The organism is Flavobacterium sp. MEB061 (assembly GCF_000834715.1).
Lineage (GTDB): Bacteria > Bacteroidota > Bacteroidia > Flavobacteriales > Flavobacteriaceae > Flavobacterium > Flavobacterium pectinovorum.
Genome location: NZ_JXQR01000074.1, coordinates 205970 through 231164, shown reverse-complemented (window position 1 = coordinate 231164; position 25195 = coordinate 205970). Strand labels below are relative to the sequence as shown.

Annotated in this window: 25 protein-coding genes and 1 pseudogene; 16 read left to right on the top strand and 10 right to left on the bottom strand. The window is 32.9% G+C overall.

The annotated features are described in order from the left end of the window. The first annotated feature begins 45 nt into the window (after positions 1-45). The 7 genes from RT99_RS22035 (at position 46) to RT99_RS22005 (ending at position 8327) form a co-directional block, all read left to right on the top strand. Positions 46-1263 carry an MFS transporter gene (locus RT99_RS22035; protein WP_042566895.1) on the top strand — a complete coding sequence of 406 codons (1218 nt, stop codon included), beginning with the start codon at positions 46-48 and terminating at the stop codon, positions 1261-1263. 501 nt (positions 1264-1764) lie between these two features. Next, a complete protein-coding gene (locus RT99_RS22030) occupies positions 1765-2130 on the top strand; it encodes a BlaI/MecI/CopY family transcriptional regulator (RefSeq protein ID WP_042566894.1) in 366 nt (121 codons plus the stop codon). A 35-nt stretch (positions 2131-2165) separates the two neighbouring features. After that, positions 2166-3896 carry a M56 family metallopeptidase gene (locus tag RT99_RS22025; RefSeq protein ID WP_042566893.1) on the top strand — a complete coding sequence of 577 codons (1731 nt, stop codon included), beginning with the start codon at positions 2166-2168 and terminating at the stop codon, positions 3894-3896. 312 nt (positions 3897-4208) lie between these two features. Next, positions 4209-5651 carry a serine hydrolase gene (locus RT99_RS22020; RefSeq protein ID WP_042566892.1) on the top strand — a complete coding sequence of 481 codons (1443 nt, stop codon included), beginning with the start codon at positions 4209-4211 and terminating at the stop codon, positions 5649-5651. 63 nt (positions 5652-5714) lie between these two features. Further along, a complete protein-coding gene (locus tag RT99_RS22015) occupies positions 5715-7151 on the top strand; it encodes a serine hydrolase domain-containing protein (protein WP_042566891.1) in 1437 nt (478 codons plus the stop codon). 71 nt (positions 7152-7222) lie between these two features. Beyond that, entirely contained in the window at positions 7223-7363 is a 141-nt protein-coding gene (locus RT99_RS22010) for a hypothetical protein (protein WP_042566890.1), read from the top strand. Positions 7364-7481: 118 nt separating this feature from the next. Then, entirely contained in the window at positions 7482-8327 is an 846-nt protein-coding gene (locus tag RT99_RS22005; protein ID WP_042566889.1) for a DMT family transporter, read from the top strand. Positions 8328-8456: 129 nt separating this feature from the next. On the opposite strand, the gene RT99_RS22000 is transcribed toward RT99_RS22005, so the two are convergent. Further along, positions 8457-9011: a fasciclin domain-containing protein gene (locus RT99_RS22000; RefSeq protein ID WP_042566888.1), complete on the bottom strand. Its 555-nt coding sequence runs from the start codon at positions 9009-9011 to the stop codon at positions 8457-8459. 210 nt (positions 9012-9221) lie between these two features. On the opposite strand from RT99_RS22000, the gene RT99_RS21995 reads away from it, so the two are divergent. Continuing rightward, positions 9222-9752 (top strand): biopolymer transporter ExbD, encoded by a 531-nt coding sequence (locus RT99_RS21995; RefSeq protein WP_042566887.1) that lies wholly within the window; start codon positions 9222-9224, stop codon positions 9750-9752. A 28-nt stretch (positions 9753-9780) separates the two neighbouring features. On the opposite strand, the gene RT99_RS21990 is transcribed toward RT99_RS21995, so the two are convergent. Together RT99_RS21990 and RT99_RS21985 are read right to left on the bottom strand one after the other, a co-directional pair. After that, complete coding sequence (locus RT99_RS21990; protein ID WP_042566886.1) at positions 9781-11553, bottom strand: DNA mismatch repair protein; 1773 nt, start codon at positions 11551-11553, stop codon at positions 9781-9783. A gap of 68 nt (positions 11554-11621) precedes the next feature. Beyond that, the gene (locus RT99_RS21985) at positions 11622-12455 is read right to left on the bottom strand and encodes a universal stress protein (RefSeq protein WP_042566885.1); all 834 of its coding nucleotides are present in this window, start codon (positions 12453-12455) and stop codon (positions 11622-11624) included. A gap of 162 nt (positions 12456-12617) precedes the next feature. Here RT99_RS21985 and mnmE point away from each other — a divergent pair, with 162 nt between their 5' ends. From mnmE to RT99_RS21970, 3 genes are all read left to right on the top strand, one after another. Further along, a complete protein-coding gene (mnmE, locus tag RT99_RS21980; protein ID WP_042566884.1) occupies positions 12618-14018 on the top strand; it encodes a tRNA uridine-5-carboxymethylaminomethyl(34) synthesis GTPase MnmE in 1401 nt (466 codons plus the stop codon). Positions 14019-14250: 232 nt separating this feature from the next. Beyond that, positions 14251-14814 carry a helix-turn-helix domain-containing protein gene (locus RT99_RS21975; protein WP_042566883.1) on the top strand — a complete coding sequence of 188 codons (564 nt, stop codon included), beginning with the start codon at positions 14251-14253 and terminating at the stop codon, positions 14812-14814. After that, the gene (locus RT99_RS21970; RefSeq protein ID WP_042566882.1) at positions 14811-15968 is read left to right on the top strand and encodes a site-specific integrase; all 1158 of its coding nucleotides are present in this window, start codon (positions 14811-14813) and stop codon (positions 15966-15968) included. The genes RT99_RS21975 and RT99_RS21970 overlap by 4 nt, the downstream gene beginning before the upstream one ends. Before the next feature lie 8 nt (positions 15969-15976). On the opposite strand, the gene RT99_RS21965 is transcribed toward RT99_RS21970, so the two are convergent. After that, positions 15977-16642, bottom strand: a complete 666-nt coding sequence (locus RT99_RS21965) for an IS6 family transposase (protein ID WP_042566881.1) — start codon at positions 16640-16642, stop codon at positions 15977-15979. 474 nt (positions 16643-17116) lie between these two features. On the opposite strand from RT99_RS21965, the gene RT99_RS21960 reads away from it, so the two are divergent. After that, positions 17117-18103 (top strand): YhcG family protein, encoded by a 987-nt coding sequence (locus RT99_RS21960; protein ID WP_042566880.1) that lies wholly within the window; start codon positions 17117-17119, stop codon positions 18101-18103. A 79-nt stretch (positions 18104-18182) separates the two neighbouring features. Here the strand turns inward: RT99_RS21960 and RT99_RS21955 are convergent. From RT99_RS21955 to RT99_RS21930, 6 genes and pseudogenes are all read right to left on the bottom strand, one after another. Then, positions 18183-18848, bottom strand: a pseudogene (locus tag RT99_RS21955) (IS6 family transposase). A gap of 277 nt (positions 18849-19125) precedes the next feature. Further along, positions 19126-20139 (bottom strand): ferrochelatase, encoded by a 1014-nt coding sequence (gene hemH / locus RT99_RS21950; protein ID WP_042566879.1) that lies wholly within the window; start codon positions 20137-20139, stop codon positions 19126-19128. Positions 20140-20194: 55 nt separating this feature from the next. Further along, positions 20195-21061, bottom strand: a complete 867-nt coding sequence (locus RT99_RS21945; RefSeq protein WP_042566878.1) for a helix-turn-helix transcriptional regulator — start codon at positions 21059-21061, stop codon at positions 20195-20197. 10 nt (positions 21062-21071) lie between these two features. Then, a complete protein-coding gene (locus RT99_RS21940) occupies positions 21072-21611 on the bottom strand; it encodes a YceI family protein (protein WP_042566877.1) in 540 nt (179 codons plus the stop codon). A gap of 49 nt (positions 21612-21660) precedes the next feature. Then, the gene (locus RT99_RS21935; RefSeq protein ID WP_042566876.1) at positions 21661-22200 is read right to left on the bottom strand and encodes a YceI family protein; all 540 of its coding nucleotides are present in this window, start codon (positions 22198-22200) and stop codon (positions 21661-21663) included. 15 nt (positions 22201-22215) lie between these two features. Further along, on the bottom strand, positions 22216-22566 hold the full coding sequence (locus tag RT99_RS21930) for a hypothetical protein (RefSeq protein WP_242607243.1): 351 nt from the start codon (positions 22564-22566) through the stop codon (positions 22216-22218). Between the two features lie 184 nt (positions 22567-22750). Here RT99_RS21930 and RT99_RS21925 point away from each other — a divergent pair, with 184 nt between their 5' ends. The 4 genes from RT99_RS21925 to RT99_RS21910 all read left to right on the top strand — a co-directional run bounded on the left by RT99_RS21925 (position 22751) and on the right by RT99_RS21910 (position 25188). Then, the gene (locus RT99_RS21925) at positions 22751-23149 is read left to right on the top strand and encodes a hypothetical protein (protein ID WP_042566874.1); all 399 of its coding nucleotides are present in this window, start codon (positions 22751-22753) and stop codon (positions 23147-23149) included. 17 nt (positions 23150-23166) lie between these two features. Beyond that, a complete protein-coding gene (locus tag RT99_RS21920) occupies positions 23167-24006 on the top strand; it encodes a DUF5777 family beta-barrel protein (RefSeq protein WP_042566873.1) in 840 nt (279 codons plus the stop codon). Between the two features lie 133 nt (positions 24007-24139). Continuing rightward, a complete protein-coding gene (locus RT99_RS21915) occupies positions 24140-24574 on the top strand; it encodes a hypothetical protein (protein WP_042566872.1) in 435 nt (144 codons plus the stop codon). Positions 24575-24591: 17 nt separating this feature from the next. Beyond that, positions 24592-25188: a hypothetical protein gene (locus RT99_RS21910; protein WP_042566871.1), complete on the top strand. Its 597-nt coding sequence runs from the start codon at positions 24592-24594 to the stop codon at positions 25186-25188. Positions 25189-25195 lie beyond the last annotated feature (7 nt).

Sequence of the window (25195 nt, the reverse complement as noted above, 5' to 3'; positions counted from 1 at the left end):
GGAAGTGACAAAGTTTCCTAACTTTGTTGCAAATACATATTTATAATGCTCAGAACTGCTTTTACCCACTACATCAATAATTTTAGAGGATTTTCAAGAGAAATTTGGATTCTTACCCTAATCACTTTTATCAATCGTGCCGGTACAATGGTGCTTCCTTTTTTGTCAAAATATTTAAAGGAAGATTTACATTTTACTTACAATCAGGTGGGTTGGATTATGGTTTCTTTTGGATTAGGATCGATGTTGGGTTCCTGGTTAGGAGGAAAACTATCAGATAAAATCGGGTTTTACAAAATCATGATATTTAGTTTATTTACAAGTGGGGTTTCGCTGTTTCTTGTACAATATATTACCACATTTTGGGCTTTATGTGGTGCTATGTTTGTTTTAATGACTATTGCAGACATGTTTCGACCTGCAATGTTTGTTTCTTTGGGCGCTTATGCAAAACCCGAAAATCGTACTCGCGCATTGACTTTGGTACGTTTAGCAGTAAATCTTGGTTTTGCTGCAGGACCTGCTTTGGGAGGTTTGATTATTATGGGAATTGGTTATCAGGGACTTTTTTGGGTTGATGGTGCATCTTGTATTATTTCGATTTCCATTTTTGCTTTATTGGTTAAGGAAAAGAAAAAAGTAGATCACGGTGATAAAATGGAAATTTCGACAGAAATCAAATCGGTTTTTCATGATCGTATCTTTTGGGTTTTCTTGTTTGTGAGTTTTATTACGGCAATGATTTTCTTTCAATTATTTACGACTTTACCTTTATATCATAATGAAAAGTTTGGCTTAAGCGAATTTCAAACGGGATTGTTGATGACTTTAAATGGACTCTTGATCTTTGCTCTCGAAATGCCAACTGTTGGTTTTATGGAGAGAAAAGCTTTCCCGAAAATTAAAATCATTATCCTGGGATCGTTTATTATGGCTTTGAGTTTCTTCTTACTACTTATCAATGTGTGGGCCGGAGTTTTGGTTATAAGCATGATTTGTATTTCGATTGGAGAAATTCTAACGTTTCCTTTTTCGAATGCTTTTGCTTTAAGTCGTGCGCCACGTGGTCAGGAAGGTCGATATATGGCACTTTATACTATGAGTTTTAGTTTGGCTCATATTATAAGTTCAAAAGTTGGTTTCGAAATAATTTCTCGTTTGGGTTATCAAATCAATTGGTTGTTTATGGCTTGTATTGGTGTTGTTGCAACTTTTTGCTGTTTCTGGATTAGAAAAGCTTTAGTCGACGAGAAAATTAATTAAACATCGGTTTGTGTGATTTTACCGCAAAGTGCGCGATCCCGATAGCTATCGGGATACGCAAAGTTCGCTAAGTTATTTTTAAGGTGATGTGTTAATAAACACAAAGTTCGCAAAGCTTTTTCAATACAAAGCTTTGCGAACTTTTTTATTTAATAAAATCATACTTAAAAAAAAACCTTTGCGCACTTTGCGGTAAAATTTTTATTCTCGTTTTCGCTTTACTGGAAATCGCGCAATCCCGATAGCTATCGGGATACGCAAAGTTCGCAAAGCTTTTTCAACACAAAGCTTTGCGAACTTTTTTTTATTTTATAAAAAACACTTGTAAATAAAAACTTTGCGTACTTTACGGTAAAACCACACTAAACACTGAAAATCAAATAATTAAACCATTATTTCTTTTACTTCAAACACAACTAAACTTCTTTTTTAGTTAAATAACTACTTTTATAGTTGCGTAACTAAAAAAATAGTTGTAGGTTTGAATTAAAATTAGAAAACATGCAAAAGTTAACCAATAAAGAAGAAGAGATCATGCACATTTTATGGAAGCTCAAAAAAGCTTTTGTAAAAGAGGTTCAGGCAGAAATTACTGAAGATCAACCACATTACAACACACTTTCGACAATTGTGCGTAATTTGGAAGAAAAGGGATATGTGGCGCATAATGCTTTTGGAAACACACATCAATATTATCCAATTGTGAGTATTGAAGATTACAGAAAAGGATTTATGAGTACTGCAATCGACAACTATTTTAATAGCTCTTACAAAAGTATGGTTTCGTTTTTTGCTAAGGAAGAAAAAATTTCGGCAGATGAATTAAGAGAAATCCTTAATATGATCGAAAATCCTAAAGAAAAGTAAGAAAAAAAAATCAACCAAAATAAAATAACCTTTTTATGGAAGCACTTTTCATATTTGTCGCAAAATCAAGTGGATTATTAATCTTGTTTTATCTTGCTTATCATTTTTTATTACGCAAGGAAACATTCTTTAATAGTAACAGATGGTTTTTACTAATTGGTTTGATAACTTCGGTTGCATTGCCCTTTTTAGTTTACACAAAAGTTGTCTGGGTTGATCCTACTCCACTGCCAAATTTTAATTATTCACCAACTTACGTTCCACAAAGTAGTGAAAAAGAATCATTTGTGATAGACTGGAATTTGGTTTCTCTTGCTATTTATGCCATCGGATTTTTGGCTTTTATGCTAAAGTTTGCTCTTGATTTTTACAGTTTAAACTCGGTTTTAAAAGGTAAAAAAGTACACCAACAAGCTGATTTTAAATTTGTTGACATCAAAGAAAATATTGCGCCTTTTTCTTATTTCGATTATATCGTGTACAACTCATCAATGTACAGCGAATCTGAATTAGAAAATATTCTGGAACATGAAAAAGTGCATAGTGATCAAAATCATACTATTGACGTTCTAATTTCGAGAATCTTTTGTGTGCTTTTTTGGTTCAATCCAATCATCTGGCTGTACAAAAAAGCGATTTTACAAAATCTTGAATTTATTGCTGACAGCGAAGCTACCAAAAATATATCCGACAAAAAGGCGTATCAATACACGCTTTTAAAAATAACAACACACGAATCATGTGTTGCAATCACCAATCATTTTTATCAATCATTAATCAAAAAACGAATTGTCATGTTAAACAAAAATCAATCAAAAAAATGGAATTATTGGAAGTATTATACCATTATTCCCGCACTTGTAGCCTTTGTATTTTTATTTCAAATCAAAGTTATTGCACAAGAAAAAGAAAGTAAAGAAAAAACAGAAGTTGTTGAGAAAACAGATCCTGTTGATGTTTACAAAATTAATAAACACACAACAGATCAGGATTTAAAGGAAATCGCCGAAGAGTTAAAGGAAAATTACAATGCTGATGTTGTTATTTCTAATGTAAAAAGAAATTCAAAAGAAGAATTGACTTCTATTAGAATCGATATCAAAAAAGAAAATGAAGAAACCCAAACTCTTCAGATTGAAGGAGATCAAGCTATCAAGAAATGCGGAATTGTGGTGTCTGTTGAAAATGATGGCTCTAATAAAATAGGTATACTTACAGATGATGCCATTGAAAAACCAATAAGTATTGAAAATCGCAAAATTGAAGTTAGGGAAATCAGAAATCAAGTGGGTGAAGTAACTCCGCCTATCCCTCCTACACCGCCAACAATGCCAGTGTTTCCAAACGGGCCAATGCCTCCCGCTCCGCCTATTGACATGTCTAAAATGCCAAAAGCACCAAAAGCGCCAACAAACCATAATGATAAAGCAGCCATGAAAATTTTTGAAAAAGAATTGGCTGAATTTGAGAAAAAAATGGATGCATTTGAACCGGATATGTCTGCTTACGAAAAACAAGTAGAAGAAATCATGGCAAAACGTGAAGCCATTTATGACAAAGAAATGGCAAAATATGATCTTGCTATGGAAAAGTTTGATGCTGATATGGAAAAATTCAATCAGTACGTAGAAAAAACATACGGCTCAAGCAGCGACGAATATGCTAAAAACATGGGAGAGTATGAAAAAGGCATGAGAACTTATGAAAAATATATGAGACAGCAAGAAAGGGATATGAGAAAAGCTGAGAAAAATAAAAAATCATAAGATTTATTAAAATGAAAGAAACATTTTTTATTGCAACAATATTGTTCATTTTAAATTTATGTTTTAGTCAGAAAGAAATGAACGGAACAAAACTGAATATTGATCATTGTATCAAAAAAGTAATAGAAATAAAATTAAAATAAATAATATATGGAACCAGTGAACAAAACACTGGTTCTTTTTTTAGTTTTTATTTTCCAATTCAAAATTTTAACCCAATATTTCTTTAAAAAGTGAAACAAATATTTAGTACAGGAGTCTTTTAGTTACACTAGTACAAATCTGTTAAATAGAACATTAAGTCGAAATCAGATGAAAAAAATAATTTTAATAATATTGATAAGTTCGGGTTTGTCTTGTCTGGCACAGAAACAATTAAATAACTTATCCGAAAAAGAAATCCTGGCATCAATGGATAAAAATGCCACAATTTTGTTAGAAAATTCCAAAGCCAATTCTGTTTCAATTGGTATTGTAAAAGATGGTAAAACATACACCAAACACTATGGCGAAATAGATAAAGGAAAAGGAAATCAAGCTACCAACAATACCGTTTTTGAAGTTGCTTCGATAACCAAATTATTTACCGGATTATTAATGGCTCAAGCCGTTACAGAAGGAAAAATAAGTCTGGATGACGATATTAGAAAATACATAACAGGTTCATATCCTAATTTGGAATATCAGGGAAATCCAATCAAAATAAAAGACTTGGTTTCATTTAGAACCGGGTTTAATAAAGATTTACCCGATAATTCGAAATTCAGAAATAATCCGAGCGATACCAGTTATCTTGGTTTTAAAAGAATGGATGAATCCTATTCGAGAGAAAAATTCTTTGAAGATTTAAAAACAATAAAGTTGGATACTTTACCGGGAACTAAATTTAAATATAGTAATGGAAGTGTACAACTGGCTGCGCATATGCTGGAGAATATCTTTCATAAAAGTTACGAAACACTTTTGAAAGAAAATATTCTGTCTAAACTCAATATGACATCGACATTTTTGCATCCTGATAAAAATACCATTATTGCAAATGGATATAACGGTAAAATACAAATGCCAATGCTGTCTGATAATCTTTGGGGAGCGGCAGGATATTTAAAATCTACTTTAGGTGATTTAACCAAATTTCTTGCTTTTGAAATAAATACCAAAAATAAAATAGTTCTCGAATCTCAAAGAAACCTATTAAATTCTGATAGTGATTTTAACGGTTATTTTTGGGATGGCATACAAGTTGACGACAAGGGAAAAAATTGCTGGAAACACGGAGGAGCTTTTGGAACACAAAATATGTTTTTGGCTTATCCTGAACGTGGTTTAGGAATTTCTATTATTGTAAATATCAGTAATGAAAAAACAGCAAATGCATTAGGAAATGCCATAGTAAGCTTGTCACACGATTTATTGGTTAATGAAAACAGGAAAAAGGAAATTTACGGCTATAAAATCAGTAACAATAATGTTGTTTTTACTTATCAGCATGATAAGGCGCTTGATGCTAGTTTAGTAAAAAGTGTATCAATTGCCGGCTCTTTCGACAATTGGAACCCAAAGGATCAAAAGTATCAAATGGTTCGAAAAAACAAAGATACTTTTGAACTTTCAATTCCAAAAAGCCAATTTGAAAATGATAAAGTACGTATGTTTAAATTTGTTATCAATAAAACAGGTTGGATTGAAGCTCCGCAAAATGCTTTAAATATTGAAAATGGGCCAGATAAAAATTTGCTTTTGAAGATTGAATAAAATGTCAATTTGAATCTTTAGAAAAAAAATCCCAAATAAAATTAACTTTTTACAATCTTAAAAATGAAAGAAACTTTTATTATAGCAACACTCCTATTGACTATTAATTTCTGTTCTGGTCAAACAAAGGAAACGGCTACAAAACAAAAAATAGATGCATACATTAAGGATGTAATAGCAATCAATGAAATTCCGGGTGCAGCTTTGGCGGTCATAAAAGACGGCAAAATTGTTTATGAAAACTATTATGGAAAAGCTTCTTTAGAAGAAAATAAACCAGTAGATCAAAATACAATATTCAAAATTTTCTCGACATCAAAACTAATTACGAATGTTGGCATTTTTCAACTTATAGAAAACGGAAAATTATCTTTAGAAGATGAAATCTCTACATATTTAGACAATTTACCCAAAGAATGGCAAACCATAAAAGTCAAGAATTTATTAACTCACTCTTCTGGCTTACCGGATATTATAAAATTTGATGACATACCAATTACATTACCATATGATAAAAGAATAGAATTATTGGCAAAAAAACCAATGGAATTTTCTACCGGAAATCAATACAGTTATAACCAGACAAATTACTTGTTTTTGGCAAAAATTATAGAAAAAATCACTAGTTTAACGTTTGATCAATATATTTTGCAAAACCAATTTTCGAATGTAAAATCGGGTGTTTATCTTTCTTCTAACTTTGGAGAAGTGTTTCCAAATAGTGCTTATAGATACTTTTTTAACAGGCAAACCAATACATATGAAAAAAGTGTTACAGACAGCGGCAAAGATTCTCATTCCTCAAACGGAATAAATATTTCTCTTCCGGAATTTATTCGATGGAATCAAAACCTGGATAATAATAGTTATTTGAAAAGCGAAACAAAGGACTTAATGTGGGAGCCTTTTCAATTTAAAAACAAATACAATTTTGGATATGGATGGGGAATTTATCCTGTAAATAATATTTTTACTTATGGATTTAGTGGCGGAAATGAAACTGCTTTCAGAAAATTTACCAAGAACAATTTGACTGTTATCTTTTTATCAAACGGACATAAATATTCTGGTGTTCAGGATCAGGTTGTTACTCATGTTGCCGGAATTGTAGATCAGGCTTTATTTGACGAATATGCCATTACAGATGAAAAAATAACCTTCGATTTTTTAAAACTGGATTTTAATAAAGCAGAACAAAATTATATTGCTATCAAAAAAGAACATCCTGAATGGAATTTTGAAGAGAGATTAAATACCATTGGTTATGCATTAATGACTTGTAAAAGAATTAATGATGCCATAAGAGTTTTTGAATTAAATACTAAAGAGAATCCACAATCCGGAAACGCTTATGATAGTCTGGCGGAGAGTTATTTTACAGATAATCAATTTGAAATTTCTAAGCAAAATTACCTGAAATCATTAAAATTAGCACCTGACAATAATAATGCAAAAGAGATGCTGAAAAAAATAGATACTATTTTAACTAAAAAATCTTAAACGTATAACTCAAAAAGACTTTGCCGAAACGCAAAGTCTTTTTTTATATCTTTGACGAAAATTAACCCACCATGTATAAAATTTTAGCCAAAATAAATAAACTACTTTTACCAAGCTTCACTAAGCAGGGTTTGGATATTGCTAAAGCAAAAAAATGGCAAATGGCAATTATTGGTTACCGTGCTTATGTAACAAAACGTGCTTTGGGATAGTTTATAATCCAATATTTTTGTAAATGTTGATTTATTTTCAACACAATTTTCTATTTGAATAAATTAGAAAAATACATCTTCTTAAGCTTACTACAAGTTTGCCTTCATCATAATTTTCATGAAAAATAAAGAATTCAACATTCCTCCTGTTCCGGCGGTACTTTTAGCTATTATTAGTGTACAATGCGGTGCAGCAATTGCTAAATCCCTTTTTCCAGCAATAGGCGCAGCAGGAACGGCATCTATACGAATTGGGGTTTCGGCTTTGATTTTATTATTGGCTTACAGACCAAATTTAAAAGCAATTACACGTGAGCAATGGAAAATTGTAGTTCCGTATGGTTTAGCATTGGGAGCCATGAATTTGATTTTTTATTTAGCTATAGAAAGAATTCCAATTGGTTTAGCGGTAACTTTAGAATTCATCGGACCATTATTGGTCGCCATAATTGGCTCAAGACGTTTAATAGACTATTGTTGGATATTATTGGCCGCGGCAGGAATCGTTTTAATTGCTCCATGGTCAAATGAACGAATCGATCCACTGGGTGTTTTGTTTGCCCTTATCGCCGGAGGTCTTTGGGCAGCTTATATTGTTTTGGGCGGAAAAATATCCCGAATAATGAATGATGGTCAGGCTGTTTCTACCGGAATGTTATTTGCAGCGATTTTAATATTACCATTCGGTTTTTACGAAAACGGATTGGCAAATCTTACTCCAAAACTTTTCGGAATGGGTGTTGCGCTTGCTCTTCTGTCGAGTGCTATTCCGTTTACTTTGGAGATGAAAGCTTTAGGTCAGCTTCCTCCACGAACTTTCAGTATTTTAATGAGTTTAGAACCGGCAGCAGCCTCTGTTTGTGCTTTTATCTTTCTGCAGGAAAATTTAAATTTTTACGAAATTCTGGCTGTTTTTTGTGTTGTTGCTGCTTCTGTAGGATCTACATTAACCGCTAAGAAATAGATCTTTTAAATTCCAATATTTTAAATTCCAAATTCCAATTTTCTTTGTAGAATATTATCAAATAAAAAATTCCAAATCTCAATTTGCAAATTGGAATTTGGAATTTTTTAAATTTGGAATTTAAAATTATTACATTTTTGGTAATAAAACTGTATCTACAACATGAATTACACCATTAGATTGGTTTACGTCTGCAATAGTAACTTTAGCTTTACTTCCACTTTCGTCGCTAATGTATAAATCTTTTCCATCCATCCAGGCAGTTAAAGTTCCGCCACTTACAGTTTTAAGAGTTGCTTTTCCTTTACCCGCTTTAATTGCTTTTGCAATATCAGATGCGTTCATTTTTCCGGCAACAACATGATAGGTTAAAACAGTTTGCAATGTTTTGATGTTTTCTGGTTTCAATAATGTCTCAACAGTTCCAGCCGGCAATTTGTCAAACGCGGCATTTGTTGGGGCAAAAACGGTGAATGGTCCTTTACTTTGTAATGTTTCTACTAATCCTGCAGCTTTTACAGCGGCAACAAGTGTTGTATGGTCTTTTGAATTAACTGCGTTTTCGACAATATTTTTATTTGGATACATTGCTGCTCCACCAACCATTACTGTTTTTTGTGCGAAAGATGTAAATCCAAATCCTAATGTTAAGATTGCTACGGCTAAAAATTTTCTAGTTTTCATAATTAATATTTTAAGTTATAAGCTCATTTACGCCGTAACAATGGTTTTGGTTTTGCTAAAAAAATAAAAAAGATAAAATATTATTGTAAAATCCTCAAAATATACTGTAAAACAAGACTTTAATAGATTAAATTATTTTTGAAATATTTTAAAAACCAACTCTGTTTTGCTTCAATTTTATTATTAACTTTCATAAAAAATTAATCATTTATGGAAAATCTATCTAAAAAAGTAAGAAGTAAAAAGTTAAATACACGAGTTGATTTAACGGCAATGGTTAGCGTTTCTTTTTTATTGATTATATTTTTTATGGTAACAATTGAGTTGGCGAAACCGAAAATGATGAACTATTACTTGCCTAATTGCTATGATGAAGTTCATGATATTGGTTGCAATAAACCAGATGAAAATCGTATTTTAACTTTGTTATTGGACGAAAACGATAAAATGATATCTTATATGGGAATTTTAGAATCTCCTATACAAATGCCCAAACAAATTAAATATGGGAAAAGTGGAATTCGACAAGAACTATTAGATAAAAATCGTAAAGTTCATGAGTATTCGGCAAATATGGGAAGACCTCAGATTGGTGTTACAGTTATCATAAAACCAAGTAATAAATGTAATTTTAAAAATTTAGTTGATATTTTAGATGAATTACAAATTACGGGTATAAAGTCATTTTCAATTGTAGATTATTATACACCTGAAGAAACAAAATTATTAGCTTTAAAATAATCTAAACTCTACATTCTAAAATCTAAACTTATATCACTCCCATTTTTTGCATTAAAAAAGTAGCACTTTTATTTTTGCAAATTCCCGGGCGCAATTTATAATCAAAATGGAGTTCATTATTTTGAATTTCGACTTCAAAACATTGGTTCGTTAAAGTAGCAGGATATTCATTGGTTGTTAAGCAAACTTCGATATCGTGAGTGGCGATCGCCCCTATTGCTTTTTTTGCAATAATCTTTTTTACGACTTCAATAGTTCCGTTACGTTTATCATCAGAGTTTGTTCCTCTTAAAATTTCATCTAATAAAACAAAAGCCGGTTTATCTTCAAGCGCATCCATAATTTGCTTCAAACGCTTTATTTCGGCAAAAAAATACGATTCGCTATCCGCCAAAGAATCTGACAATCGCATTGAAACTAAAACTGGAAGTGGATGAATGTTAGCCTTTGAAGCACAGACAACAGAACCTATTCCGCCTAAAACCATATTAATACCTAAACTTCTCAAAAAAGTACTTTTTCCGGACATGTTTGAACCTGTCAGAATCATGAAAGATTGCGGATAAAAATGAGTGTCATTCCCTACTCTGGTCGCAGGATTTAATAAAGGATGGCTCAAATCTGAAAATTCAATTTTGTATTCAGAATTAATTTCCGGAAAAACAAAATCAGAGTTATTATATGCCAAATTTGCCAAACTATTTAAAGCTTCAAATTCACCAATAATAGCAATCCATTTTTCCAGTTCCTCAGAATAGTTTTCTTTCCATTTTAAAAGTGCTTTTAAAACATGGAGATTAAACAGAAAAATTCCGTTGAATAAAATAGCGGTAACAAAGTTGCTAATTGTATCCATTCTCGAAAACAGTTCTGATAAATCTTTTAGATGTTTGCTTGCAGTTGCATTTTTAAAAATAAGCTTTTGCTGCAAGTCAATTATTTTTTTAGACTGAAATTTTTCCGTTTCAATTTTCTCCACCAATAAACTGTATTGTTTGATGATTTTATCAACATTATCTGCTTTGGCAATTTCTGATTGAATTCGTTTTAATGATCTTCCCAAAACAATCATATTTGCTATAAAAATATAAGTCAGATACGATAATAAAATTGTTTTTGAAGTGATAAAATAGGCAATTAACGTTCCAAAAAACAAAGTTGGAATAATAATTGAAAGTGCAAGTAAAACTTTAGATAAGGAATTATTTTTAAATGAATTCCAATGAATTATAGAATCATAAGAGTTTTTAGAATCATTGCTCACCATTGCCAAAGCTAAAAACTCCTGCCTCCAGTCTATTTTTGTTTTAAGCTCATTAACGGCTTCCTGATTTTCTAAAATAGTTGCATTAGAAAACTGTTGCAACAAGTTATTCGCCAATGTTTTTTTACCGATAAAAGTCGCTGTTCTGTTTAGATTCTGAAACAAGGAATGTTCTCCAAAAATATCTAAATCGTATGCATAAGGATGATGAAAATCATTGAATTCTATTCCGTTTTCAAAAGGAATTTTTTCTCTTTTTAAGAAAGAGATTTCATTTTTATTAATTTTTAAAAGTGCCGTTGTAAGCTGTTTTTGAAAAGACAAACGCGAATGAATTCTCATTAAAAAGATAAAACCAACAAAAGATAGAAAAGCAAAAGCAACGTACAGGATTTCATTTGTTTTGATGTAATAAAACAACAGAAACAAACAAGCAAAAATGCTTAAAAGCCTTAGTAAACTTAAACTGTTATATCTTTTATTGATTTTATTAAGAAGTTCCAAATAATGCGCAACTTTGTCTTGATATGAATTCATTTTATTGATTTGATGAAATACAAATATAGGTCTTACATCATAAAATCAATACTAAAAAAAGACTGAATTTAATCTTCATGCATAATTAAAACGGGTACAGAAACCTCTTTGGTTATTTTTTTTGAAAAACTGGATTCGAAAATACTTTCAAAAAAAGATCTTTTATGCGTTATGGTTGTCAATATATCTATGTCTTTATAAAGTATAAAATCAAGAATTGTTTCTTTTACTTCATCACTCGGTAAAACCAGAAATTCGACGTTTTCGCCAGCAAATTCTTTTTCCCATTCTTTAACAGTAACATCAGTAACATCTGAATTTGAAGTTTTAACGTATAAACTTTTTACTTTGGCATTTGTTTTTTTAGCAATTTTTAATACTTTTTTCAGTTCTTTTTTATCTTTATCACGGTAGCGGGTCGTAAATCCAATTGTTTTAATTTTCTTGAAATTAGCATTTTCAGGAATGCATAAAACAGGAACATCTACTCCTGAAATTACAGAACTTGTGTTTGACCCGAGAAAGAATTTTGTCCAGTCAGAAACACCGGTTGTTCCCATAATTACAAAATCAATTTGGTCTTCTTCAACGGCATTTTTCAAATTGTATAATAAATCGCCATCCATCAGGCGGTGTTTTATCACTATGTCACTCAAATTTCGTTCGGTCGCAATAGCTCTTAATTTTGGAATTTCATCTTTGAACATTTCAAATTTTGCTAATTCTATGGAGCTGTAAATTGTGGCATAATTTTCAGGGAAAAATTGACTATCATATACCGGAATCTCAAAAGTATGTAACAAAATAAGCTCGGCATTCACAATTTTTGCAAATTCTAATGCATGTACAAACGCATTTGTTGCTGCGTCAGAAAAATCGGTTGGAAATAATATCTTTTTCATTTTGTTTCAGTTTTATAAAGTTCTTCTCTCAAATTTAATCATTCTAAAAACAAAACACCCTGATAATTATCAGTATTTTAACATTAAGATATGGGTTAAATAGCGCTTTTGCAAATGAGTTCCGGTTTCGGAAATTTGTGCCTTTTTTTATACCTTTGCACCATGATAAATCAAGATTCTATAGTTGCATTGGCAACACCATCCGGAGCCGGGGCTATTGCTATAATCCGAATTTCAGGTTCTGAAGCAATCACTATTGGAAATTCTGTTTTTAAATCGATTAAAAACAAAGATTTAACCAAACAAAAAACACATACCCTGCATTTGGGTCATATTGTTGATGATGTAAAAACGCTGGACGAAGTTTTGGTTTCTGTTTTTAAAGGCCCAAATTCTTATACCGGAGAAGATACTATCGAAATATCCTGTCACGGATCTACTTATATTCAGCAGCAAATTATTCAGTTATTATTGAGAAAAGGCTGCAGAATGGCCGATGCAGGAGAATTTACATTAAGGGCTTTCCTGAACGGAAAACTGGATTTATCACAAGCAGAAGCTGTTGCCGATTTGATTTCATCAGACAATGAAGCTTCTCATCAAATCGCCATGCAGCAAATGCGTGGTGGTTTTAGTAATGAAATTGCCAAATTGCGTGAAGAACTTTTAAATTTTGCGTCTTTAATTGAGCTAGAATTAGACTTTGCCGAAGAAGATGTTGAATTTGCAGACAGAACTCAGTTTTATGAATTATTAAACAGAATTGAATTTGTTTTAAAACGTTTAATCGATTCATTTGCTGTTGGGAATGTTATTAAAAACGGAATTCCAGTTGCAATTGTTGGTGAACCAAATGTTGGGAAATCGACTTTGTTAAACGCTTTGTTAAACGAGGAACGCGCTATTGTTTCTGACATTGCCGGAACAACCCGCGACACGATTGAAGATGAATTGGTTATTGGCGGAATTGGTTTTAGATTTATTGATACAGCGGGAATTCGCGAAACTAAAGATGTTGTAGAAAGCATCGGGATCAAAAAAACTTTCGAAAAAATCGATCAGGCGCAGGTTGTGATTTATTTGTTTGATGGTTTAAAATTTCAGGTTTCAAGTTCTGAATTTGTTTCTGAAATTGAACAAATCAAGAATAAATATCCACTAAAACCTTTGGTAATTGTAGTAAATAAAAAAGATATATTATCTGATGATGAAGTTTCGAACATCACCACTAAGCTTGAAAATTTAAATGCAAAACTTTTATTAATTTCAGCTAAAGAAAAAATTGGTGTTGACGAATTAAAAAATGAATTACTTTCTTTTGTAAATACAGGAGCATTGCGAAATAATGAAACTATCGTAACAAATACAAGACATTACGATTCTTTACTTAAAGCTCTGGATGAAATTACAAAAGTAAAATTTGGTCTTGAAACAAATCTTTCAAGTGACTTAATTGCCCTTGATATTCGTGAAGCTTTATACCAATTTGGACTTATTACAGGCCAGGTTTCTAATGATGAATTGCTGGGTAATATTTTTGCTAATTTCTGCATCGGAAAATAGCAGGACAAAATAACGCAAAACAACGATAAGCAAACGAGTTAAAGTATTGATAAACAATATTTTAACTCGTTTTTTAATTCCTTTTTCTTTTGGATATTATGTGATGTTTTGATTAAATTTGTACCTTATTTGTACCTCGGGATTGTGAGGTACAAATAATATTTTTTTTTGGCCAAATTATGGCACGCGTAGACACACATAGTCACAGTGGGACACTTAAAGTCACATTTCTATGAGTACAAACATTAAGATTACCCGCATCTGTGAATTCTGCCAAAATGAGTTCATAGCCAAGACAACAAAAACACAGTATTGCTCGCTAAAATGCAGCAGCAGAGCCTACAAAGCAAGGACAAGAAAGGCTAAAATTGAAGAAAGCAACAGGCAGACAGAAATTGCCATACACCCGCAACCTGAAGCTGTAAAAACAAAAGATTTTCTAAGTGTAAATCAGGCCAGTCTATTGTTTGGTATAAGTAGAAGGACGATCTATAGGATCATTTCCAAAGGGGAGCTTGATATAGCCAAATTTGGAGCAAGGACCGTTATTCGAAAATGCGATATGGATGCTTTCTTTTCCATTCCTCTGGAAGAGTCATTACTGCGCCCTGTTCAGGAATTTCCCGGATTAGAGAACTGTTATACTATAACACAGATACAGCAGAAGTTCGGCATATCGCCAGGAGCTCTGTATATGCTAATTCAACGTCAGGGAATAGCAAAATATTCCATAGGGAAATTTAATTATGTTGCAAAGAAAGATATTGATATTATATTTAATGTAAGAGAAAAATGAAAAAGGGAAATGTAAGATTGAGAAAAAAACTTTTGGTAAACGGAATGATATCACTTTATTTGGATTTTTATCCGCCAATACTAAATATAGAAACTAATAAGTACACAAGACGTGAATTCTTAAAATTGTACCTTTTTGAACGTCCAAAAAATCCAATTCAAAAAATCTCTAATATTGAGACTTTGCATACAGCAGAGCTGATTCAGATTCGAAGACAAAACGAACTGCGAAAGCATGATGTCTATAGCGAATTTGAAAAAGAGCAACTTGAAATTCAACGGATTGGACGTGGCTCATTTTTAGATTATTTTAAAAATTTAGCAGATAAAAAGCAGGGAAAGAATTATCAGATTTGGACTTGTGCCATTATTCATTTTGAAACCTTTCTTTCGGGCAGAGACATTTGTTTCAAAGATATAACAGTGACTTTGATGGAAGATTATAAAGAATATTTATTAAAGGCCAAAAACAGAAGAGAAACCGGGAATACTCTGGCACAAAATACAGCCCTCTCCTATCACAACAAGCTTAAGTCTACACTTAAAAGAGCGTATAAAGAAGGGAAACTACGAACCGATATAAATGCCGGAATTGATTCCATTAAAGAAAAGGAATCACAACGAAATTTTCTAACTTTAAATGAAGCAAAAAAATTATTTACGACTCCTTGCTCAAAAGATATAGTTTTTAGAATTTCTATGTTTTCAACCCTCACTGGAATTAGATATTCAGATATAGCTAAATTAACTTGGTCAGAAGTTCAGTATAGAGAAGATGATGGACATTATACTAGGTTTAAACAAAAGAAAACTGAAGGCTTACAGACTATGCCGATATCAACTGAGGCATTTGAAACTCTTGGTGAAAGGACAAATGATAATGACAAAGTCTTTATTGGTCTAAAAAAGTGGGATGTGGATAGAGTTTTACCAGTCTGGGTTGCCCAATCCGGAATTACAAAACACATAACTTTCCATTGTTTTCGGCACACCTATGCTACATTGCAAATTTTCTCTGGAACAGACATTTTTACCATTTCAAAAATGCTTGGTCATAAAAGTGTGAAAACCACCCAGATTTACACTAAAATAATTGATGAGAAGAAAAGAGGGTTCTGTCGCATCTGTCAGAATCAAATATATGAATTTAAGTAATTTAAAATTTAGGCCGCCAATTTACAGAATGATTTAAACATAGTTATCCCTGGTCTAACCATTTGATTCTTTCTCAGCATATGCACAACTTCAATTCCGCTCAATGTTCGTCTAGCCGATTCAAAACTTTTAAAACCTAATCCGTTTTGTATACGCCACTTTATAAAACGATGATCCTGTTCTACAATATTGTTGAGATATTTACACTGCCGGATTTTAATCTTTGAGAATGAGCGTTTGTTATAGACTTTGATAGCGGCAGTATTAGAACCGCTTTTATCAATGTTTACTACTCTTGGTCTGTAGTTATTACTAATTGCTTTAATTAGAAATGACTGCGCACTCATTCTCTGTCTTTTTCTGGTCAAAAGAAAGTCAACCGTATTGCCTAATTTATCTACTGCCCTATATAAATAACACCAAATACCTTTTACTTTGATGTAGGTCTCATCCAATCTCCAACTCGCCCCCACTCTGCCTTTTCTCTTCTTCATCTCTGCCTCAAGCAAAGGTGCAAACTTATAAACCCAACGCTGAATCGTGGCATGATCCACAATGACTCCTCTAATCTTCATTAGTTCTTCAACATCCCGGTAACTAAGTGTAAATCTTAGCTTGAAATATACTGCCTGAAGAATTATGTATTTTGGATAACAATGACCTTTAGTATTCATCTTTTGATCGGTTTAAAATTCTAAAGATAAAAGTTATTCCCAGATGCGACAGAACCTATGAGAAAGATAAATAATTAAGGTTGTTGGAACATTCTATTATTTATTTAAAAAATTACAAAATATCCACAAACCATTAATGGTATCTAACAATGTTATATCTACTAACTTCTCAATGGACGCCATTTTTTCTATAACCTTCTTATTTTTATTGGTCTAAAGAACCGGGCTGCTCGAGCAGCCCTAGCCCCGATAGCAGTGGAAATCCTTTTGTGCCGGGGCTTGGCACAAAAGATTGCAGCGTATAGCGGGAAAAGCTCCTAAAAAAAATATTAAACCTACAGATAATATTATATGCAATTGACGATGCTGATCACTCCAACTCAGGCAACAAATGCAATATTGGTAAAATTATATATATTTGTCTTTTGTCACCGCAAAGTATCTTTTTATTGTCCTTTACTAAATATTAAAACTATGTTGCAAAATCAATTCATTGATATCTTAAATCTTATCAAACAGTCTAGATCTAAGGCTATTAAAGCAGTTAATACCGAATTAATAGAACTGTATTGGAACATCGGAAAATATATCAATCACAGAGTCGAATCTGAACAATGGGGCATGGCAGTTGTCGATGAATTGGCTAACTATCTACAGCTAAATGACCCATCATTAAAGGGATTTTCAAATAAGAATCTTTGGCGCATGAAACAATTTTATCAAGAATATAAAGATCATCCAAATCTCTCAACACTGTTGAGAGAAATTAGCTGGTCCCACAACCTGGCAATTTTCTCCAGATGCAAAACCATAGAAGAAAAAGAGTTCTATCTTAAGATTACCAAACAGGAAAACTATAGTTTCAGGGAACTCGAACGACAAATCTCTTCAGGTCTTTTTGAACGTACTATACTTGGAAATGTCAAACTCTCAACAACGTTGAGAGAAATTCATCCTAAAATAATCAATACAATAAGAGACAGTTATATATTTGATTTTCTAAATCTTTCTGAACCTCATAATGAAAGTGATCTGCAGAATGGACTAATCAAGCAGATGAAAAATTTCATTCTTGAACTTGGCAGAGATTTTCTGTTTGTGGGCGAAGAATACAAAGTGCAGGTAGGAAACAGCGATTTTTATATTGATTTACTTTTCTATCACAGAGCCTTGCAGTGTCTTGTTGCTTTTGAACTTAAAGCAGACAAGTTTAAGCCAGAGCATTTAGGCCAAATTAATTTTTATCTTGAAGCACTTGACAGGGATGTAAAAAAAGAGAATGAAAATGCGAGTATAGGAATTCTGCTTTGCAAAGACAAGGACAGTGAGGTAGTAGAATATGCTTTGAGTAGAAGCCTTTCTCCAACTATGGTAGCTGAATATAAAATGCATCTACCCGATAAAAAAGTGCTCCAACAAAAAATCCATGAATTATTCAACAGCAATACAGAAATTGGATAAATCTTATCTTTAATTCGTACCGAAACCGGTTCTGTCGCATCTGTCAGAATAAAATATAAGTTTTTAAATGATTTAAAAGTTAAACTGCCAATTTACAAAATGATTTAAACATAGTTATCCCTGGTCTAACCATTTGATTCTTTCTCAGCATATGCACAACTTCAATTCCGCTCAATGTTCGTCTGGCCGATTCAAAACTTTTAAAACCTAATCGGTTTTATATACGCCACTTTATAAAACGATGATCCTGCTCTACAATATTGTTGAGATATTTACATTGCCGGATTTTAATCTTTGAGAATGAACGTTTATTATATACTTTGATCGCTGCGGTATTAGAACCGCTTTTATCAATGTTTATTACTCTTGGCCGGTAATTATTAGCAATTGCTTTAATTAGAAATGACTGAGCACTCATTCTTTGTCTTTTTCTGGTCAAAAGAAAGTCAACCGTATTGCCTAATTTATCTACTGCTCGATATAAATAACACCAAATACCTTTTAATTTGATATAGGTCTCATCCAATCTCCAACTCGTCCCCACTCTGCCTTTTCTCTTCTTCATCTCTGCCTCAAGCAAAGGTGCAAACTTATAAACCCAACGCTGAATCGTGGCATGATCCACAATGACTCCTCTAATCTTCATTAGTTCTTCAACATCCCGGTAACTAAGTGTAAATCTTAGCTTGAAATATACTGCCTGAAGAATTATGTATTTTGGATAACAATGACCTTTAGTATTCATCTTTTGATCGGTTTAAAATTCTAAAGATAAAAGTTATTCCCAGATGCGACAGAACCATATCCTGAACAATAGTAATAGCATGTTATATATGAGATACTGCTTAAGATTTTATTGCCAGCTCAATACTTTAAATATAGGGAGCTGATGTCTTTTTTGATACAGAACCATAACCTGCAACGACTATCGGATCAGGTGCAAAAGTTGGGGGATTTAACCAAAAGATTAGATAATCTAACTAGAAATAGTAAATGTAATATTCTATGCTCTTATTTTAGATTTATCTAGCCCAGTCATTAATCCAATTACTCACGGTCTGACACCATTCATCATCATCATTCAAACACGGAATCGCTAAGAAATTCTCTCCTCCTTTTGCTTCAAAATCTTCTTTGGCTCGCATTGCGATTTCTTCCAACGTTTCTAAACAATCTGAAACAAAAGCCGGAGTTACAACTGCCAATTTCTTGATCCCTTTTGCTGGCATTTTATCAACTTCAACATCGGTATAAGGTTCTAACCATTTGTCTCCCGCTAAACGCGATTGAAAAGTTAAACTGTATTTATCAGCTGGAAGTCCTAATAATTTCACCACTTGTTTTGTGGTTTCATAACATTGATGACGATAGCAGAAATCGTGTGCCGGCGAAGGTGTGTTACAGCAAGAGCCGTCAATTTTACAATGTGATTTGGTTACATCGGTTTTGCGAATGTGACGCTCCGGAATTCCGTGATAAGAGAATAACAGATGATCGTAGTCGAATCCAACTAGATGTTTCTGGATAGAATTAGCCAGATTCTTGATGTAATCCGGTTTGTTATAAAACGCAGGAACATCGGTAAAAGTCATTTGTGGAAATTTCTTTTTACGAATTTCTTCCGCTTTAACCAAAATTGTCAATGTTGAAGCCATTGCATATTGCGGATACAAAGGGAAAAGTAATACTTCTGTGACTCCTTTATCATGCAATTCCTGTAGCCCTTTTTCAATTGTCATGCTTCCATAGCGCATTGCTAACGAAACCGGAACATTTACTAAAGACTGCACTTTTTTCTGCATTCTTTCAGATAGCACCACTAACGGAGAACCTTCTTCCCACCAAATTTTAGCATAAGCATGTGCAGATTCTTCCGGTCTTTTTCTCAGGATAATGCCACGAACTAAAAAAGCTCGCAACAAATACGGAACATCGATCACGTGTTTGTCCATTAAAAACTCGTCTAAATATGGTTTTACATCTTTTGTAGTTGGACTTTCCGGTGATCCTAGGTTTACTAATAGTATGCCTTTCATTATTTTTTTCTTTATGTTTTAAGCACTGGGCTTTAATCAATATAATCTATGTCTTTTAAAAATTCGTATTAATCGACATCAAATATTTTTTCGGAGTTGTGGCAAATTTTTTCTTGAATCCAGCAATGAAGTGGCTTCCGGTACTGTAACCTATCTTCAACCCCACTTCATTTACATTATAAGAGCCACTATCCAATAACTTTCTGGCGAAATCCATTTTGTAATCAAATAGAAAGCCATATACAGTATCGCCATAAATTTGTTTGAAACCCATTTTTAGTTTCTTCAAATTCAGGCCAATTTCATCAGCCAATTCCTGTAAACCAGGTGGTTCAGCCATATTCTCAATAATGATTTCTTTTGCTTTTCTTATTTTTAAAACATTATCGCCATCAATCAAAAATGGACATTGTTCTGCATTTGGATCTTCGTTTCGGTTAAAATACAGACTTAGCAATTCATATCCTTTTCCTTTATAATAAAGTTTTTTTATAGAGGGATGAAGGTTATAATGAAAAAGCTGACTTAAAACAATTGCCATTGAAGGACTGATATTTGCTTTTTTGTAATAATTATTAACTTTATTGTCAGGGCTTAAAAAAGTAATTAAACTTGTGTCAACAGAAAACAGCGCATGAAATTTGTTGATCGAAACAATAACAGAAACGACCCACGAATTTGGAGAAAGCTCTAAATGCAGTGGCAAATCCCATTGTGCATTGTACAACAGCAATGATTTTTCTTCATTCAATTCCAAATCATAATTAACATCATTGGACGAAAATTTGGCATTACCCTTCAGTACGAAATGAAACTGTATTAGAGCACTGTTTAATTGACAGCGCGTAAAAAAAGGTTCTGAACTGTCATTCTGAAAACAGACAATAGTAAAGTCCTCTTCAACTTTTATTTCTTCTTTCATCTTAGATCTTTTATTTTAAAACTGCATCGATTAAGATGTTAACCTTATTGGATAGCTTACCTTTAACCAGACTTGGAATTTCTATATTAAAATCACTGGCTAGTACGGTAAAATTTGATAGAATACTAATTCCTGATATTGACTTGCTTACCTTTGCCTGGATGTTTATGTCTTTCAATTTTCCGTGAAGTTCTAATTTACCTTTTATGATAAAATCTTTAGGATTTGCGCTAAGGTTATCCAGGTCAAAGGCCTCTATTTTTCCTTTGAATGTTGCTTTTGGATACTGATCGCTCTCCATATAATTTTCATTAAAATGTTCTTCCATTAAGGCTACTTTAAAGCGAAATCCTTTCATTAGGGCTAAAGCTGCAATTTCCCCTGTTTTCGGATTTAAGACAAAAGTGACGTTAGTATTCACTGCCTTTACTTCTTCAAAAGAAGCAACAGATGCTTCAAAAGTTATTTTACCTGCTTTACTGATCATTTTTTCTTGCGCGAGACCAATAGAGCAAACATAAAGCATTGCAAAGAGTATAATTTTTTTCATGGTTTTCTTTTATATTATGTTAGTTTAAAAATCCTTTTAATTTTTTTGCTTATTTTAAAACAGCAATAATTTGAACTTTTACTCTATCATCAAGTTTATACTTAATAAGTGATGGAATTGGAATGCCAAAATCACTAGCATTAACAGCAAAATCTGAAATAATAGTAATTCGGGAACCTGTCCTGGTGATTTTTGCACTGGCATTTATATCTCTTGATTTCCCATGAAGTTCTAAATTTCCTTTTATTAGGTAATCTTTATAATCTTCAGTTAAATTATTCGAATCAAACTTTTCTATTTTCCCTCTAAAAATAGCTTTTGGATATTTATCGCTCTCCATGTAATTTTCATTGAAATGTTCTTCCATCAAAGGCATTTCAAACTGAAATCCTTTTATCAGGGCTAAGGATGCAATTTCACCTGTTGCCGGATTTAAAACAAAAGTTACACTGGTATTGGTTCCTAAAACCGGCTGAAAAAACGGGACCGAAGCTTCAAAAGTGATTGTTGATGATTTAGTTAAGATTTTTTCCTGCGAAAAAACAAGGAACGAAGCCAATATCATTGGCATTACTATGATTTTTTTCATGTTTTTTACTATGGATTATTGCTCTAATAATCCATCTTGTTCCCATTTTTTAATAACATCAATTGTGGTTTGAGGCAATCTTGGCCCTCCCTGTGGCATTAATGAACTATTTCCATTTTCTAAAGAAATCCGGTTACGCAGCCCGCGATTTAAGACTGCATTTTTAACCTGGTCATAAGTAACCAGGGACATAGGTGCCCCATTTTTGGGAACAGCTGCATGGCAGACAACACAATTATTATCAATGATGGATTTCACATTCTGATTGTATGTGGCAACGCCGGTAATTGGTGGAGTGTCAATTAAAGTACTGGGATTATCATCTGTACAACTTACTAGTAGTAAAGCAAATGATGGAATAAGCAAACGAGTTTTTAAATTCATGGGATTGGTTTTTAGTTTTAGAAAGGCTAAATGATTTTAATATTTAAAGCATTTTGAAATCATATACGGTGAAATGGATCATACAGATTTAATAACAGTCATATTTGATCATTTAAATCCAATAGGTATTTTTTAACGTAGATAATCCAAATACTAAAAACCAGCCATGAGAAAAAAAATACTTATTATTATTCCCCTCTTCCTGATAACTGGGATCTCAATTTACCTCTACAGTTACAAAGGTCATAGGAATATCGAATCAGAAACTGCAGATTATACTGTAACGGTTAAAGGACTCGAAAAAGAATTTACTTTCAATGACAGCCTTGCTACTGTCAAATACCAGGACAAAACAATTGAAGTAACTGCAATTGTAACGGCTGTTGAACCCGCGAGTAAGGGAATCGTTATTGGCGAAAAGATATTTGCAACCTTCAAAGACAGTTTGCCCAAAGACATTGCAATTGGCAGAATGCTAAAAATTAAAGGACGGTTTTTAGGATATGATGAGCTCTTACAAGAATTTAAAATAGATCAATCCTCCCTTGTACACCAAAACAAATAACAATTAAAATTAACCACATGAAAAAGCTCATTCTATTATTGTTTTTATTTCCACTACTAACCTATTCGCAAGACGACCTATTATCCGGAGTTGAAGCGCCAATCACAAAAGAAAAGGTGACATCTGCATTTAAAGCCCTGAAGATTGTCAATCTCGAATCGACCAAACTGGCGGCAAAAGGAGATTTGTATTTTGTTGTAGCACACCGGTTTGGTTCTATAAAAGACGGCTTTGAGGGATTCTATGGACTGGATAACGCCAACACACAAATAAAATTCATATACGGATTGACCCCGGGGATTAATATAAGCGCGGCCAGAAGTGAATTTGCTTATGACTTTGCAACAAAATATATGTTATTGCCGCAAATAAAAGACGGATTTCCGGTGACTATTGCAGGGTTTAATAGCTTGTCTATCAACAACACGCTAAAGGAAAGTCTATATCCTAAACTTGAATTTAAAAATAGGCTTACCTATGTAGCCCAACTTTTAATTTCCAGAAAATTCTCTGAAAAATTATCTTTAGAAATAGTTCCATCATTTTTCCATGAAAATTTTGTGCTCGACCCCGAACAGAGCAATTCACAATATGCCATTGGCTTTGGTGGTAGATACAAGTTTGCAAAACGCTGGTCATTGAATATGGATTATGCGGCACACTTAAACAGGGCGTCAAATTCTATTTATAAAAATCCATTATCCATTGGTTTTGACCTGGAAACCGGCGGACACGTTTTTCAAATGCATTTTACCAGTTCTCAAGCCATTGATGAAGCCGGATATCTTGGAAGAACTACAGGGGACTGGACCAAGGGAGATGTTTTCTTTGGGTTTAATTTGGCGAGAGTTTTCTAAAAAACCCTGTAATTCAGCGTGTTGTTATTTAAAATAAATCTAAACTACTATTTTATCGATTTAAATAAAACCAAGCCAAAAAAGGGTTCGTATATGATCTTGAAAACCTAAAATCATTTTAAAAATCAGCTGTATGAAAATTAACAAATTTATAAAAAAAGGCCTGTGGACGGGATTGATCATTATGGTACTATTTTTTGCCATTTTTCTATTCCACATTATTACCGCTAAGCCTGCTGTTTATGAAAGCCCAAATCTGCAGGTAAGCCGAATCGATTTTAAAACAAATATAGATTCGGTGCAAGCCAAACAAATATGTTCAGATTTGAGATCTATCAAAGGATTAACCTCTGATTCTATAATCGTAAAAAGAAATGTGGTTGTTTACTTCCACAACAACAAAATCACTAATTCTAAAAAAGTATTTGACCAGTTGATAGCCATAGGACATTATGACGCTAAGCGATATATTTTACCAGAAAATTTGGCTGGTAAAGAAGTTTGTCCAGTGAATCAAAATAGTTTGAGCTACAGATTGTCTCAAAAACTAAACCGTTTTTTTAATTAACCTTTAATATTTTTATTATGAAAATTTATTCCAAAATTACACTTAGTGTATTATTCGCAGCTTCTGCAACCCTGGCTTCGTGCAGTAGTAATGATGATGACGCCCCGGTAACTCCTCCTGTAAAGGCATCTATTTACGAGAGATTAGGCGGAACTAAAATGGTTTCAGATCCAGATAACGCTGGCCAAATGATCGAGCAGGGGCGTTTGAGTTTCCGCAAGGTGGTAAATTCAACTATAGGATTAATTGTTGCCGATGTTCAGTCGAATGCAGCGGGGAATCTACAAGCGCATTTTGCTCCGGTATTAGCCGAAACAGGAACTACCCAGTCTACAAATATTGCTAAACTATCAGACAATCTGACTGATTTCTTTTCGTTTAACACTGGTGGTACAAATGCCGTAAATACCTATTCTGGTTTGAATATGGTAGCTGCGCATGATCCTGCGAAAAATCCTCGTATGGGAACAAAATCAAGTACTGCGGATTATACAAAATTTGAAGGATATGTAGGGGCCGCTGCAAATGCAAATGGTGTGGCTTCTAATACAGAGCTTTATACAGATATTGTTGCGGTCTTAGAATCACTTAGAACTCCAATAGTTCAAAAATAATTTCTCT

Coding starts and splice junctions, on each gene's coding strand:
- RT99_RS22035 (WP_042566895.1), top strand. CDS start 46: ATGCTCAGAACTGCTTTTACCCACTACATCAATAATTTTAGAGGATTT.
- RT99_RS22030 (WP_042566894.1), top strand. CDS start 1,765: ATGCAAAAGTTAACCAATAAAGAAGAAGAGATCATGCACATTTTATGG.
- mnmE (WP_042566884.1), top strand. CDS start 12,618: ATGATAAATCAAGATTCTATAGTTGCATTGGCAACACCATCCGGAGCC.
- RT99_RS21940 (WP_042566877.1), bottom strand. CDS start 21,611: ATGAAAAAAATTATACTCTTTGCAATGCTTTATGTTTGCTCTATTGGT.
- RT99_RS21970 (WP_042566882.1), top strand. CDS start 14,811: ATGAAAAAGGGAAATGTAAGATTGAGAAAAAAACTTTTGGTAAACGGA.
- RT99_RS21965 (WP_042566881.1), bottom strand. CDS start 16,642: ATGAATACTAAAGGTCATTGTTATCCAAAATACATAATTCTTCAGGCA.
- RT99_RS21935 (WP_042566876.1), bottom strand. CDS start 22,200: ATGAAAAAAATCATAGTAATGCCAATGATATTGGCTTCGTTCCTTGTT.
- RT99_RS21910 (WP_042566871.1), top strand. CDS start 24,592: ATGAAAATTTATTCCAAAATTACACTTAGTGTATTATTCGCAGCTTCT.
- RT99_RS21995 (WP_042566887.1), top strand. CDS start 9,222: ATGGAAAATCTATCTAAAAAAGTAAGAAGTAAAAAGTTAAATACACGA.
- RT99_RS21960 (WP_042566880.1), top strand. CDS start 17,117: ATGTTGCAAAATCAATTCATTGATATCTTAAATCTTATCAAACAGTCT.
- RT99_RS21975 (WP_042566883.1), top strand. CDS start 14,251: ATGAGTACAAACATTAAGATTACCCGCATCTGTGAATTCTGCCAAAAT.
- RT99_RS22025 (WP_042566893.1), top strand. CDS start 2,166: ATGGAAGCACTTTTCATATTTGTCGCAAAATCAAGTGGATTATTAATC.
- RT99_RS21990 (WP_042566886.1), bottom strand. CDS start 11,553: ATGAATTCATATCAAGACAAAGTTGCGCATTATTTGGAACTTCTTAAT.
- RT99_RS21915 (WP_042566872.1), top strand. CDS start 24,140: ATGAAAATTAACAAATTTATAAAAAAAGGCCTGTGGACGGGATTGATC.
- RT99_RS21945 (WP_042566878.1), bottom strand. CDS start 21,061: ATGAAAGAAGAAATAAAAGTTGAAGAGGACTTTACTATTGTCTGTTTT.
- RT99_RS22020 (WP_042566892.1), top strand. CDS start 4,209: ATGAAAAAAATAATTTTAATAATATTGATAAGTTCGGGTTTGTCTTGT.
- RT99_RS21920 (WP_042566873.1), top strand. CDS start 23,167: ATGAAAAAGCTCATTCTATTATTGTTTTTATTTCCACTACTAACCTAT.
- RT99_RS22015 (WP_042566891.1), top strand. CDS start 5,715: ATGAAAGAAACTTTTATTATAGCAACACTCCTATTGACTATTAATTTC.
- RT99_RS21985 (WP_042566885.1), bottom strand. CDS start 12,455: ATGAAAAAGATATTATTTCCAACCGATTTTTCTGACGCAGCAACAAAT.
- RT99_RS22010 (WP_042566890.1), top strand. CDS start 7,223: ATGTATAAAATTTTAGCCAAAATAAATAAACTACTTTTACCAAGCTTC.
- RT99_RS21925 (WP_042566874.1), top strand. CDS start 22,751: ATGAGAAAAAAAATACTTATTATTATTCCCCTCTTCCTGATAACTGGG.
- RT99_RS22005 (WP_042566889.1), top strand. CDS start 7,482: ATGAAAAATAAAGAATTCAACATTCCTCCTGTTCCGGCGGTACTTTTA.
- RT99_RS22000 (WP_042566888.1), bottom strand. CDS start 9,011: ATGAAAACTAGAAAATTTTTAGCCGTAGCAATCTTAACATTAGGATTT.
- hemH (WP_042566879.1), bottom strand. CDS start 20,139: ATGAAAGGCATACTATTAGTAAACCTAGGATCACCGGAAAGTCCAACT.